Origin of the sequence: Variovorax sp. 54, from assembly GCF_002754375.1 — a bacterium.
Taxonomy (GTDB): domain Bacteria; phylum Pseudomonadota; class Gammaproteobacteria; order Burkholderiales; family Burkholderiaceae_C; genus Variovorax.
Genome location: NZ_PEFF01000001.1, coordinates 856,573 through 868,629 on the forward strand (window position 1 = coordinate 856,573; position 12,057 = coordinate 868,629).

The window sequence follows — 12,057 nt, forward strand, 5'->3', positions numbered from 1 at the left end:
GGCCGACGAGATGTCGGCAATGGATGAAGAGGCCCATTGAAATGTAAACATCGTCGATCAAAACGCTTGAATTCAATTCAATGAAGCGAGAAGCGCCAGGCGCCCAACTCAATTGGCGCGCGGTATATGAATACTCAAATACCGGTCATCTTCCAATGCGTGTAATTATTTTTCAGTACATGCAAATCCAATCGAAAAAACTGCTGCTCATCCCCGCGAGAAGTTCATTGCAATAGTCGGGGATGCCGTGATGCCAACAGTGCGACCGGCAGTGCGTGCGCCCGGCTGTCGCCGCCCCAGATCCGGCTTCGGTTCGATGTACTACCAAATGATCAATTGAATTTCATTGAATCGCGGCTCGGTGCGCACGACCCGGACGTGTCGACCTCGCGCAACGGCCGCGGACCTGCGCGGCGCAGCCCTCACAGCCCGGCAAGAATTAACAATAAGAGACGATTTTTGTGCCATTTGCGTCGCTGCAACCCAACTGACCACGTTCCAGTCACGGCCAAGCCCCAGCAACACGGCGATACTGAAATGGCCTTGATATTTGCGTTCCCGGCGTGCTGTGCGCGCGCCGCGGGACACGAGACGAGGCACATCATCCAACTCGCTCATGTAAGACAAAAATGAACAAACTGCTCGCACTCATCATCGTGGCTGCTGCCATCACCGCTTGCTCCAAGCAAGAGTCCACCCCCGCAGCACCGGCCGCGCCCGCGGCACCTGCAGCGGCACCGGCCGCACCGGCACCCGCCCCGGCCGCCAGCGCACCGGCTGCCGCAGCACCTGCGGCCACCACCACGGCATCGGCCGACGTGCCCAAGGAATGCCAGGAATACCTGGACAAGGTGAGCGCCTGCGTGGGCAAGCAAAGCGGCGCCGCCGCCGACGCGCTCAAGGGCAGCCTCGAGCAGACCAAGGCCACCTGGGCCAGCTACGGCGCCAACGCTGCGCAACTCGGCGCTGCCTGCAAGGCCGCTTCCGACGCCTTCGCCGCACAAGCCACGGCCATGAAGTGCTGATGCACTGAGTCGCTGATGCCGGCGAGGCCACCCTCGCCGCGCGACGCGACCAACCTCCTCGTCACCGACGAGGAGGCGCCGCCCCCACTCAGCGGACGGCGCACCGACGGTTCCTGTCAGACCGAGAGAATCCAGCCTCATGACAGATCTCCTCACCAACCTCACCTGGCACGCCCTCTCGGGCCCGCACGCGCGCCATGCCAGCGGCACAGCAACCGCCCGCCGGTACGCCACAGGTTTCTCCCCCATCGTCGGTTTTGCCGACGCACTGCACCCCGACCTCGACGCGCTCCTGCCCTTCTGCACGCCGGACGAGCACTTCTACGCCATCGGCTGGTCGGGCACCGCGCCATCCACGTGGCAGGTCGACATGGAGTCGGTCATCGTGAAGATGATCTGGGACGCACCTGCGCCCGTGGCCGACACGCGGCCTGATGTGGTCCGGCTCGGCGCAGCAGACGCGGAACAGGTGCTGGCCCTGGCCGACCTGACGCGCCCCGGCCCCTTCTCCACGCGGACCATCGAACTCGGCGAGTACGTCGGCTGCTTCGACGACGACGGCCGCCTCGTGGCGATGGCCGGCGAGCGCATGGCCGCCGGCACGCTGCGCGAGATCAGCGGCGTCTGCACGCACCCCGACGCGCAGGGCCAGGGCTACGCGAAGCGACTGGTCACACGGCTGGTGACACAGCAGATGCAGCGCGGCGAAGTGCCCGTGCTGCATGTGATGCAGGGCAACGCGGACGCGCGGCGGATCTATGAACGCATGGGGTTCCGCGTGCACAGCGAACCGGTCGTTCGTGTGATCTCGCGGCGCTGAGCGGCGCCGCGCCTGCCGCCTGAATCAGGCCGCCGCCGCCCCGCGCTCGCTCGTGATCTCGGCACCTTCACGCATGGTCTTGGTGACCGGCGTGTTGGCCACCACCTCGAGCAATCGGCTCCACTGCGCATCGGTCAGCGGCCCGCTGGCATGCAGCACGCGGTGAATGTGCGCCTTGCCGTCCGCGTCCTTCGCGAAGCTCAGCTCGGCCTTGAACTCGCCGAGCTCCCAGCCCTTGCGCTGGGCATACATGCGCAGCGTGATCGCGGTACAGGCGGAGAGCGCGGCCAGGTAGTAGTCGTAGGGCGCCGGCCCCGCGCCCTGCCCGCCCAATGACGCCGGCTCGTCCGCCACGAGCTGGAACTTGCCGACCTGGATCCGGTGGTTGAAATTGACGTCGGTGGAAACGATCGATGCGGTGTGGCTCATGGGTGTACTCCTGTTGGCGATGAGGCATTCTGGCGCGCTCAGCGGTCCAGCACCGCGTGCGGCCAGCGCCCCGCGTCCACGCGCTCCTGCACCACGGCGCGCAGGATGTCGATGAGCACTTCGGTCGCGCGCGACGGCGGCCGGTCGGAGGCGCGGGCCAGCACGCGGCGCAGCCGCAGCCCCTCGATGGGAATCGCGACCAGCCGGCCGGCCTCGATCTCGTCCTGCACCACCGCCGCAAAGTGCACCGTGAGGCCCAGGCCTTCCTCCACCAGGCGGGCCGCCACGCTCAAGGTCTCGACCTCGACCACGGGGTTCAGCACCACGCCCGCGCGTGCCGCCGCCGCTTCCAGCTCGAGCCGCACGCCCGACTTGGACACGCCCGTCATCACCAGCGGCAGGCCGGCCAGCCGGGGCAGCTTGATCTTCGTCATGCGCAGCAGTCGCGCGTCGTCGGTGCGGCCGATGAGGCACAGCGATTCGGTCATGAGCGGCGTGGCCAACACGTTGGCCAGCTGCATCGGGCCGTTGAGGATCGCGACGTCGACGGCCCCCTGCTCCAGCATGCCCAGCAGCGACTGCGAAAAGCCTTCGACGATGCGCAGCCGCACATCGGGAAACTGCTCGCGCACCGCGCGCGCCAGCGGCACCGCAAGCAGCAGCGCGAGCGCGGGCGACAGGCCGATCGCCACCGGGCCGCGCGGATCGCGCTGGCGGGCCGTCATGTCCTGCTTCATCTGCTCGGCATAGCGCAGCAGGAACGACGCGCGCTCCATGAGGAACACGGCCTCTTCGGTCGGCGTTGCGCCGCGTGCGTGCCGCTCGAACAGGCGCACGCCCAGCTCTTCCTCGAGCAGGCGGATCTGCCGGCTGAGTGCCGGCTGCGCCACATGCAGCACGGCGGAGGCGCGGCCGTAGTGCTGCTGCGTGGCGAGCACCACGAAATACCGAAGCTGTCGGAGGTCCATGCGGGGGTTCCAGGTCGTTGCCACAAGAGCGGCCGAGGGTCACCGGACGCCTCATACCGAAATGTTATCGAATCGCTCGAAAAATGGTAATGGACGCATGAAAGACCGTTGCCTACAGTGGGCCTCGCAGAACGTAAACCGCTGCTTTTTCGACGACTCCGAACCTCATCGCATCAAGGAATAGACATGGACCCCACCCTCCAGGAAATGGAATCCACCCGCATCGCCCGCTGGGGCAAGGTCGCGCCCTACGGCGAGACCTTCATCGAGAGCCGGCTGCCGGGGATGAAGAAGAACATCTACAAGATCATGAACCGCGGCGTGCTGGAGAACAAAGGCGTCCAGCCGGCAATTCCAGGCAACCACCGCTTCGGCGTGACCTTCATCGAAATCCCGGTTGGCCAGGGTGCCAGCCTTCACGCACACAAGACCGAGGAAGTCTTCTGTCCGCTGAACGGGCAGATGGAGGTCATCTGGGGCGAGAAGGGCCAGTACTCCGTGATGCTCAACCAGTGGGACGTGATCTCGTGCCCGATCGGCGTGATGCGCGGTTTCCGCAATCCGAACGATCACGCGCTGGTGGTGTACTCGGTCGTCGGTGGAACCGACGAAGAATGCGGGCGCATCGCCTGGCACGAAGATGTCGTCAGGGCTGCAGAGGCCACCGGCCTGGTCTACGGAACCGACGGCTACATCAAGGAGACGGCGTCAGAACGAAAGTAGTCGCCGCGCCGACCGCCCAAACTGCGCAAGGCTCACAGGCACCACCCGAGGAGACAAAAAAATGACGATTCCCCACGACTTTCAGGCCGCACGCCGCATGCCGGCATGCGGTGTGGCACACGGCATGAGCCGGCGACACGCCCTCGTCGCGACGCTCGCGGCGCTGGGCGCCGGCCTTGTCCGCGCCCAGCCGGCCTGGAGCCCCAAGGGCCCCGTGCGCATCGTCGTTCCCTTCGCCGCCGGCGGCACCTCGGACATCATCGCGCGCATCGTGGGCGTGCGGTTCGCGCAAGCGCTGGGCCAGCCCGTGCTCGTCGACAACCGCGTGGGCGCCGGCGGCAACATCGGCATCGCCTCGGTGGCGCGCGCCGCGCCCGACGGCCAGACGCTGCTGCTCGTGTCGTCCGCCTTCGTGACCAACCCGGCCCTGTTTGCCGACAAGCCCCCTTACGACCCGCTGCGCCAGTTCGCACCGGTGTCGCTCGCCGTCAGCTCACCCGACGTGATCGTGGTGCCGGCCAAGAGCCCGCTCACCAGCCTGTCGGCACTGATCGACGCCGCCAAACGCCGACCGGGTGCGCTCACGTACTCGACGCCCGGCAAGGGCAACAGCGTGCACCTGGGTGGCGAGTTGCTCTGGCAGCGCGCCGGCATCGAGCTGCTGCACGTGCCCTACAACGGCGCGGCCCCGGCCGTGCAGGCGGTGCTCGGCGGACAGGTTGATTGCGCACTGACCGCATTGCCCGCCGCCAAGGCCCACATCGCGGCGGGCACGCTGCGGGTGCTGGCCGTCGGCAGCCGCGCACGCTGGGCCGAGTTGCCGCAGGTGCCGACGGTGGCGGAGTCGGGCTTTGCCGGCTACCGCTCCGAGACCATGCAGGCGTTGTTCGCACCGGCGGGCACGCCCGTCGCCGCCATCGAGCGACTGCACACCGAGGTGCGGCGCATCCTGGCGCTCGACGACGTGCAGCGCCAGACCCGCGAGCTCGGCTTCGAGACGGTCGCGAGCCTGCCCACCGATCTCGCTGCGCGCGTCGCCGAAGACGTGCCGCGCTGGACCGCCGTCGCCACCCGCGCGCGCATCCGCGCCGACTAGCGGCCTCACGCCCCTTCAGCCACAGCGGTGCGCCATGCGTGCCGGGCGGCGCCGTGCCGATTTCGTTTTCTCCACTCTCCAGGACTTCCCATGATTTCTGTCGCCGAGACCCCCACGGACACCGGGGCACCGACCGCCCAGCGCTCGATTCCCGCCAACGCCGAAGCGCTGCTGCAGGCCGTGCTGGACGCCAATCAGGGCACACGCGACGCACGCACCCGCACCGTGCTCGACGCGATGATCCGGCACCTGCACGCCTTCGCCACGGAAGTGACGCTGACCTACGAAGAGCTCTTCAAGGGCCTGGACTTCATGGTCCGCATCGGCCAGGCCACGGGCCCGCGCAAGCACGAAGGCATCCTGCTCGCCGACATTCTCGGCATGGCCACGCTGGTGCTGCTGATGGACGCCAAGGCCGTGCTGGCCGCGGGCGGCACCGAGCCGGCACTCATCGGCCCCTTCTGGCGCGCGAACCAGCCGGTGCGGCCCAACGGCGTGCGCATCGCGACCGACGACACGCCCGGCGAAACGCTGCACGTGAAAGGCCGCGTGCTGTCGCTGGACGGCACGCCCATTGCCGGCGCCCGCATCGAGACCTGGCAGGCGGCGCCCAGTGGCCTGTACGAGAACCAGGACCCTGAGCAGGAAGACATGAACCTGCGCGCCGTCTTCGAGACCGACGCCGACGGCCGCTTCTGGTTCGAGAGCGTGCAGCCCTCGGGCTATGGCGTGCCCACCGACGGCCCCTGCGGCGAACTGCTGGCGCTGCAGAACCGCAGCCACATGCGCCCGGCGCACCTGCACTTCATCGCCATCGCGCCCGGGCACAAGGTGCTGACGACGCAGATCTTCGATGCACGCGATCCGTACGCCTACAGCGATGCGGCCTTCGGCGCGGTCGGGTCGCTGCTGCGCGATTTCGAACCCGACAGCGCGGGCCACTTCCACCTCGACTTCGAGCTGCGGCTGGAGCCCGGCGAAACGCGCCTGCCCACGCCGCCGCTGCCCTGAACGACCACACACACACGCATTTCCCTCCCTCCACTTCACACCACGAGACATCGCACCATGAGCACACCACCGCGCGCCCTTCGCCTCAGCGCCAAGGCCCCGAGCCCCGAGGCACTGAACCCCGACCTGGTCGACATCGCACAGCCCGAAACCCCGGCCGGCTGCGCCATCGTCGAAGTCCTTGCCGCGGCGATCAACCCGAGCGACGTCAAGGCGGCGTTGGGCCTGATGCCGTATGCCATCTGGCCCCGCACGCCGGGTCGCGACTACGCCGGGCGCGTCGTCGCCGGCCCGTCGGAATGGATCGGCCGCGCCGTGTGGGGCACCGGCGGCGACCTGGGCATCACGCGCGACGGCACGCATGCGCGCTACCTCGTGCTGCCCGTGGCGGCGCTCGTCGCCAAGCCCGAACGCATCGCCATGGCCTCGGCGGCCACGGTGGGCGTGCCCTTCGTGACGGCGTACGAAGGGCTGCGCCGGGCCCACCTCGCGGGCCCCGGCCAGACCGTGCTGGTGCTGGGCTCGAACGGCAAGGTCGGCCAGGCCACCGTGCAGCTGGCCACGCGTGCCGGCGCACGTGTGATCGGCGTCGAACGCGGCGCCACCCGGTACACAGGCCATGCCAGCGCGCAGGTCGAGGTGATCGACGGCACGCGCGACGACATTGCGCAAACCGTTCTGTCGATGACCAACGGCCAGGGCGTGGACATTGCCTACAACACCGTCGGCTCGCCGTACTTCGCGGCAGCGCTTGCGTCGCTCAAGGTCGGTGGCACGCAGATCCTGATCTCCACACCCGACCGCAACGTGCCCTTCGACATCATGGCGTTCTACCGCCGCGACCTGCACATGCTCGGCGTCGACAGCCTGAAGCTCACGGCCAGCCAATGCGCGGACGTGTTCCGCACGCTGCTGCCCGGCTTCGAGGACGGCAGCCTGCAGGGCTTCGACGTGAACGACGGCTCGGTGCTGCCGCTGGACCGCGCGCGCCAGGCCTACCTGCAGGTGCTCGAAGGCTCGATGGAGCGGCTGGTTCTGGCGCCCTGAGCGCCCGCGGGGCGCCCTGCCCCGCGCATCACTTCGGGGCCTGCCCGCAGGCAGGCCCTTCCCCACGAACAACAAGGAGACAACGATGGACATTCATCGCAGGACATTGCTTCGCCTCACGGCAGCCGCAGGCGGCATCGCCGGCCTTCCCGCCACGCTCTTCGCGCAGCCCGCCTACCCGAGCCAGCCGGTGAAGCTGGTCATTCCCTTCACCGCCGGATCGACCACCGACGTGGTGGGCCGCATCGTCGGCGAACGGCTGCAGCAGTACCTCGGCCAGCCCTGCGTGGTCGACAACCGGCCCGGCGCGGGCGGCACGCTCGGTGCCAGCGCGGTGCTCAATGCCGCGGCCGACGGCCACACGGTGCTCATCCACTCGACCGGCCACGTGGCCAACGCCGCGCTCTACCCCGGGCTCAAGTACGACACGCTGAACGACTTCACGCCGGTCACCATGCTGGCGTCGATGCCCAACGTGCTGGTCGTTCCCCCGGACCGCGGCTTCACTTCGCTGCAGGACCTCGTGCGCAAGGTGAAGGCCGGCCCGCAGAAGTTCGTGTACGGCTCGTCGGGCAGCGGCAGCGCCTCGCACATCGCAGGCGAGAAGTTCCGCATCGCGACCGACATCGAGGTCGCGCACATCCCGTACCGCGGCACGCCGCAGGCGCTCACCGACCTCATGGGCGGGCGGCTCGACTGGTTCCTGGCGCCGCTGGCGCTGGCCGCCCCGCTGGTGCAAAGCGGCAAGCTCGCCGCGCTGGCCATCGGCGCACCACGGCGCTCGCCGCTGCTGCCGCAGGTGCCGACCACCGCCGAAAGCGGCTTCGGCGATGCGGACCACCGCTTCTGGGTCGGCATGTTCGTGGCGGCGAAGACGCCGACGCACACCGTCGCGCGCCTGCATGCCGAGACCGTGCGTGCGCTGAAGACCGACGAGGTGCGCGCGCGCCTGGACAAGCTCGGCGCCGACGCCGCACCGATGCCGCAGCAGGCCTTCGCGCAGCAGGTGCGCGAAGAGATCGTGGCGACCACCGCGCTCATCCGCCGCGCCGGCATCCGCATCGACAGCTGACCACCCATCGACCGCTCCGCCTCGAAAGAAAAACATGAGACAAGCACACAAACTTCTGCTGGCGCTCGCAGCCACCGGTGCACTCGGCGCTGCGCACGGCCAATCGTCCGTGACGGTGTTCGGCAGCATCGACCTCAACTTCACCTACTCGAAGGCGGGCAACGCCTCGACCAAGGCCATGGACCAGGGCGGCTACCTGCTGCCCAGCCGCCTGGGCTTTCGCGGCGTGGAAGACCTGGGCGGCGGACTCGCGGCCGGCTTCTGGCTCGAGACCGCCGTGCTGCCCGACACCGGCGAAACGCAAGGCGGCTTCGGCCGACGCTCCACGGTGAGCCTGATGAGCAAGGACCTCGGCGAGCTGCGCCTGGGCCGCGACTACACGCCCACGTTCTGGAACGTGTCGAGCTTCTCGCCCTTCGGCACGGTCGGCGTGGGCGGCAGCAGCAACATCGTCGAAGGCTGGCCGCTCGGCCTCGGGCGTGCGCGCACGCAGGCCCGCGCCAGCAACTCGGCCGGCTACTTCCTGCCGCGCGGGCTTGGCGGCCTGTACGGACAGTTCATGTTCGCGGCGGCCGAAGGCGCAGAGGGCGCCGGTTACCGGGGCGGACGGCTGGGCTACGAGTCGGGTCCAGTCAACGTGGCGGCCGCCTACGGTCTGACCGCCATCGGCCCCGACGACTACCGCACGGTGACCGTCGGCGGCAGCTACGACTTCGGCGTGGTCAAGGTCTATGCCAACTACCTGCGCCATCGGCTGGCACGCGAGCGGCAGACGAACACGCTGATCGGTGCGTCGGTTCCCATCGGCGCGGGTCAGATCCGCGTGTCGTTCGCACGCTCCGAGCGTTCCGGCCCCGGCCTCGAGACCGACGGCACCGCGCGCCAGTTCGCCATCGGCTACGCGCACCACCTGAGCAAGCGCACCACGCTGTACAGCGCCTATTCGCGCATCAGCAACCGCGGCAATGCCGCCTACGTGGTGGCCGATTCGTCGTCCGCCGGCGTGGCAGGCCGGCGCTCGTCGGGCCTGCAACTCGGTGTGAACCATGCCTTCTGAGCGCAGCCCATGAACCGACCGATCCGACAACGGCTCGTCGCGGCCGCCGCTGCGGCGCTCGCGCTGATGTGGCTGCCCGCGGCGCAGGCTGCAGACACTCTGCTGCTCAACGGCGAACTCCTCACGATAGACCCCGCCAAGCCCCGCGCACAGGCGCTCGCGGTGCGCGGCAACCGCATCGTCGCGGTCGGCTCGAACGCTGCCATCCGCAAGCTGCGCACCGCGCACACCCGCGTCATCGACCTGGGTGGCAAGACGGTGGTGCCCGGGCTCATCGATGCGCACATCCACGCCATCCGCGGCGGCCAGGGCTTCACCTTCGAGAGCTACTGGTATGAGCAGACCACGCTGTCCGGCGCGCTCGACCAGCTCGCGCAAGAGGCGACGAAGCGCGGGCCCGGCCGATGGGTTGCGGTGATGGGCGCGTGGCATCCGGCGCAATTCGCCGAGCAACGCGCGCCGACGCCGCAGGACCTGAGCACCGCCCTGCCGCACAACCCGGCCTACGTGCAGTACCTGTACGACTACGCTGTCGTCAACAACCAGGCGATCGACGTGCTGGGGCTGGACACCGGCGCTACGCTGCCGCCCGGCATCACGATCGAACGGGATGCGCAAGGCCGAGCCACCGGCAAGCTGTTCGGCGGCATCGGACCTTTCTCCGCCTTGTTCGCGCGCATCAGCGCGCGCCCCGAAGCCGAGAACCGCGCCAGCCTGCAGGCCTTCTTCCGCGAACTCAACCGCCTGGGCGTGACCGGCGTCGTCGATCCGGCCGCGGGCGACCACGCCATCTACAGCCCGCTGTTCACGCTGTGGCGCGACAAGGCGCTGACCGTGCGCGTCGCCTACCGCGCCTCGGCCCTCGCGCCCGGCAACGAGACCGCCTGGTTCCAGACCAGCCTGGCCTACCTGCCGCCGCTGTTCGGCGACGACATGCTGCGCTTTCTCGGCGTGGGCGAAGTGCTGGCCTTCGGCATGAACGACGGCGTGCGCATGAGCGCGGGCTTCAATCCGCCGCAATCCGCCCGCGACGAGCTGGCGCAGGCTGCGCTGTTCGCGGCCGAGCGCCGCTATCCGCTGGAGATCCACGCCTACACCGAAGACGGCGCGAAGGCCATCCTCGATGTGCTCGAGAAGGTGGCGCAGACGCGGCCCTTCAAGGACCTGCGCTGGGCCCTCACGCACATCAACACAGGCTCCGAACAGACCTTCGAACGCATGCGCAAGCTGGGCCTGGCGTACACGGTGCAGATGGGCCCGTACTTCGAGGCACCGGCGATCCAAGAGGCCCATGGCGCCGAGGCCGCGCAGGCCTCGCCACCCACGCGCCTGGCACTGCAAAAGGGCCTGATGGTGGCCGGCGGCACCGACTCCACGCGCGTCGGCGTGATCAACGTGTGGCGCGCCATCGAGTACCACGTGACGGGCCGCGCCGTCGGCGGCGCTGTGCAGCGCCGTGTCGACCACCTGCTCACGCGTGAGGAAGCCTTGCGGCTGTACACGGCCAACGCCGCGTGGCTCACCTTCAGCGAGCCGCATCGCGGTTCGTTGACGGTGGGCAAGCTCGCGGACTTCGCGGTGCTCGATGCGCCCTTCCTCACGGTGGCGGCCGACGAGATCCACACGATCCGTTCCGTGCTGACCTTCGTCGACGGCAAGCCCGTGCATGTGGCGCAGCGCCACGGTGCCGCGTTGCCGCCGCGCACCGATGCCAGCGTGCTCAAGACTATCGGCCACATGCATGACCACGGCGACGACGCCGACAGCGCGCCGCCTCGCCATTGACCGGTTGCCGTCGGAGCGCATGGCCGGCCGCGTCTCAGTTCTGCGCCGAGATCTTCTCGTCGCGGACCACCTGGGTCCAGCGCGTCACCTCCTTCGCGACGAAGGCCTGCGCCTCCGTCGGCGTGGTGGACCACGCATCGGCCGCCTGCAGCCGCAGGCCTTCGGCGACCTCGGGGCGCTTGAGCGTGACGCGCACCATCTCGGCGAGCTTCGCGACGATGGCCGGCGGCAGGTTCTTCGGCCCGCCCAAGGCATACCAGGCGGTCACGTCGAAGTCGGGCAGCACGGTTTCGGCAAGGGTCGGCACGTCGGGGTACAGCGCGAAGCGCTGGCGCGAGGTCACGGCCAGCGGCTTGACCTTGCCGCTGTCGATGTAGGCGCTCATGCCGGCCATCGACGTGACGATGATCGGCACCTCGCCGCTCACCACCGCCAGCGCGGTGGCGCTGCCGCCGCGGTAGGGCACGTGGTTGAAGCGCACGCCCGCCCGCGACTGCAGCAGCGCCGCGGCCAGGTGCATGCCGCTGCCGTTGCCGCCCGAGCCGTAGTCGATGGTGCCGGGCGCGGCCTTGGCCTTCTTCATCAGCTCCTGCACGGTGGCGAACTTCGCGTTGGGGTTGGCGATGATCGCGAACGGGCTCTGCGCCACCATCGAGATCATCGTGAAGTCATTCACTGCGTCATACGGCAGCGCGCCGTACAGGCTGGGCGCCGCCGCATGGCCGGAGGCCATGAGAAAGAGCGTGTAGCCGTCGGGTGCGCTGCGCGCCACGTAGCGCGCGGCCATCGTGCCGCCCGCGCCCGGCTTCGCCTCGACGATGGCCGACTGCTTGAAGTGCTCGTGGAACTGTGCCGCCAGCAGGCGCGCCAGGTGGTCGATGGGACCGCCCGGCGCGAAGCCGTGCACGATGCGCACCGGCCGGTTCGGCCAGGTGTCAGCGGCCTGCGCGTGCGAGGCCACGGCGCCCAGTTGCAGCGCGGCGAACGCGAAGAGTCTCAGTATTTTTTTCATGATGGGGTTCAG

At 68.9% G+C, this 12,057-nt stretch carries 12 protein-coding genes; 9 read left to right on the forward strand and 3 right to left on the reverse strand.

Annotated features, from left to right (window positions below):
• Positions 1-629 precede the first annotated feature (629 nt).
• Both CLU95_RS03765 and CLU95_RS03770 read left to right on the forward strand, forming a co-directional pair.
• Positions 630-1,025: a hypothetical protein gene (locus tag CLU95_RS03765; RefSeq protein WP_099790568.1), complete on the forward strand. Its 396-nt coding sequence runs from the start codon at positions 630-632 to the stop codon at positions 1,023-1,025.
• Between the two features lie 139 nt (positions 1,026-1,164).
• The gene (locus CLU95_RS03770) at positions 1,165-1,845 is read left to right on the forward strand and encodes a GNAT family N-acetyltransferase (RefSeq protein WP_099790570.1); all 681 of its coding nucleotides are present in this window, start codon (positions 1,165-1,167) and stop codon (positions 1,843-1,845) included.
• A gap of 24 nt (positions 1,846-1,869) precedes the next feature.
• Here CLU95_RS03770 and CLU95_RS03775 read toward each other — a convergent pair whose 3' ends face one another.
• A complete protein-coding gene (locus CLU95_RS03775; protein WP_099790572.1) occupies positions 1,870-2,274 on the reverse strand; it encodes an OsmC family protein in 405 nt (134 codons plus the stop codon).
• Between the two features lie 38 nt (positions 2,275-2,312).
• On the reverse strand, positions 2,313-3,242 hold the full coding sequence (locus tag CLU95_RS03780; protein ID WP_099790574.1) for a LysR family transcriptional regulator: 930 nt from the start codon (positions 3,240-3,242) through the stop codon (positions 2,313-2,315).
• Between the two features lie 186 nt (positions 3,243-3,428).
• Here CLU95_RS03780 and CLU95_RS03785 point away from each other — a divergent pair, with 186 nt between their 5' ends.
• The 7 genes from CLU95_RS03785 (at position 3,429) to CLU95_RS03815 (ending at position 11,033) form a co-directional block, all read left to right on the forward strand.
• Entirely contained in the window at positions 3,429-3,965 is a 537-nt protein-coding gene (locus CLU95_RS03785; protein WP_099790576.1) for a cupin, read from the forward strand.
• A 61-nt stretch (positions 3,966-4,026) separates the two neighbouring features.
• Positions 4,027-5,061 (forward strand): tripartite tricarboxylate transporter substrate binding protein, encoded by a 1,035-nt coding sequence (locus tag CLU95_RS03790; protein WP_099790578.1) that lies wholly within the window; start codon positions 4,027-4,029, stop codon positions 5,059-5,061.
• A 90-nt stretch (positions 5,062-5,151) separates the two neighbouring features.
• Entirely contained in the window at positions 5,152-6,072 is a 921-nt protein-coding gene (locus tag CLU95_RS03795) for a dioxygenase family protein (protein WP_099790580.1), read from the forward strand.
• A 57-nt stretch (positions 6,073-6,129) separates the two neighbouring features.
• Positions 6,130-7,119, forward strand: a complete 990-nt coding sequence (locus CLU95_RS03800) for a quinone oxidoreductase family protein (RefSeq protein WP_099790582.1) — start codon at positions 6,130-6,132, stop codon at positions 7,117-7,119.
• A gap of 85 nt (positions 7,120-7,204) precedes the next feature.
• Positions 7,205-8,191 (forward strand): Bug family tripartite tricarboxylate transporter substrate binding protein, encoded by a 987-nt coding sequence (locus CLU95_RS03805; RefSeq protein WP_257214529.1) that lies wholly within the window; start codon positions 7,205-7,207, stop codon positions 8,189-8,191.
• A gap of 34 nt (positions 8,192-8,225) precedes the next feature.
• A complete protein-coding gene (locus tag CLU95_RS03810; RefSeq protein WP_099790586.1) occupies positions 8,226-9,248 on the forward strand; it encodes a porin in 1,023 nt (340 codons plus the stop codon).
• 9 nt (positions 9,249-9,257) lie between these two features.
• The gene (locus CLU95_RS03815; protein ID WP_099790588.1) at positions 9,258-11,033 is read left to right on the forward strand and encodes an amidohydrolase; all 1,776 of its coding nucleotides are present in this window, start codon (positions 9,258-9,260) and stop codon (positions 11,031-11,033) included.
• Positions 11,034-11,067: 34 nt separating this feature from the next.
• Here CLU95_RS03815 and CLU95_RS03820 read toward each other — a convergent pair whose 3' ends face one another.
• Complete coding sequence (locus tag CLU95_RS03820) at positions 11,068-12,045, reverse strand: Bug family tripartite tricarboxylate transporter substrate binding protein (protein ID WP_099790590.1); 978 nt, start codon at positions 12,043-12,045, stop codon at positions 11,068-11,070.
• Between the last annotated feature and the right edge of the window lie 12 nt (positions 12,046-12,057).

What these genes read in the sequence shown, in the direction of transcription:
- CLU95_RS03765 (WP_099790568.1), top strand. Translation starts at nt 630, where the DNA reads ATGAACAAACTGCTCGCACTCATCATCGTGGCTGCTGCCATCACCGCT.
- CLU95_RS03770 (WP_099790570.1), top strand. Translation starts at nt 1,165, where the DNA reads ATGACAGATCTCCTCACCAACCTCACCTGGCACGCCCTCTCGGGCCCG.
- CLU95_RS03775 (WP_099790572.1), bottom strand. Translation starts at nt 2,274, where the DNA reads ATGAGCCACACCGCATCGATCGTTTCCACCGACGTCAATTTCAACCAC.
- CLU95_RS03780 (WP_099790574.1), bottom strand. Translation starts at nt 3,242, where the DNA reads ATGGACCTCCGACAGCTTCGGTATTTCGTGGTGCTCGCCACGCAGCAG.
- CLU95_RS03785 (WP_099790576.1), top strand. Translation starts at nt 3,429, where the DNA reads ATGGACCCCACCCTCCAGGAAATGGAATCCACCCGCATCGCCCGCTGG.
- CLU95_RS03790 (WP_099790578.1), top strand. Translation starts at nt 4,027, where the DNA reads ATGACGATTCCCCACGACTTTCAGGCCGCACGCCGCATGCCGGCATGC.
- CLU95_RS03795 (WP_099790580.1), top strand. Translation starts at nt 5,152, where the DNA reads ATGATTTCTGTCGCCGAGACCCCCACGGACACCGGGGCACCGACCGCC.
- CLU95_RS03800 (WP_099790582.1), top strand. Translation starts at nt 6,130, where the DNA reads ATGAGCACACCACCGCGCGCCCTTCGCCTCAGCGCCAAGGCCCCGAGC.
- CLU95_RS03805 (WP_257214529.1), top strand. Translation starts at nt 7,205, where the DNA reads ATGGACATTCATCGCAGGACATTGCTTCGCCTCACGGCAGCCGCAGGC.
- CLU95_RS03810 (WP_099790586.1), top strand. Translation starts at nt 8,226, where the DNA reads ATGAGACAAGCACACAAACTTCTGCTGGCGCTCGCAGCCACCGGTGCA.
- CLU95_RS03815 (WP_099790588.1), top strand. Translation starts at nt 9,258, where the DNA reads ATGAACCGACCGATCCGACAACGGCTCGTCGCGGCCGCCGCTGCGGCG.
- CLU95_RS03820 (WP_099790590.1), bottom strand. Translation starts at nt 12,045, where the DNA reads ATGAAAAAAATACTGAGACTCTTCGCGTTCGCCGCGCTGCAACTGGGC.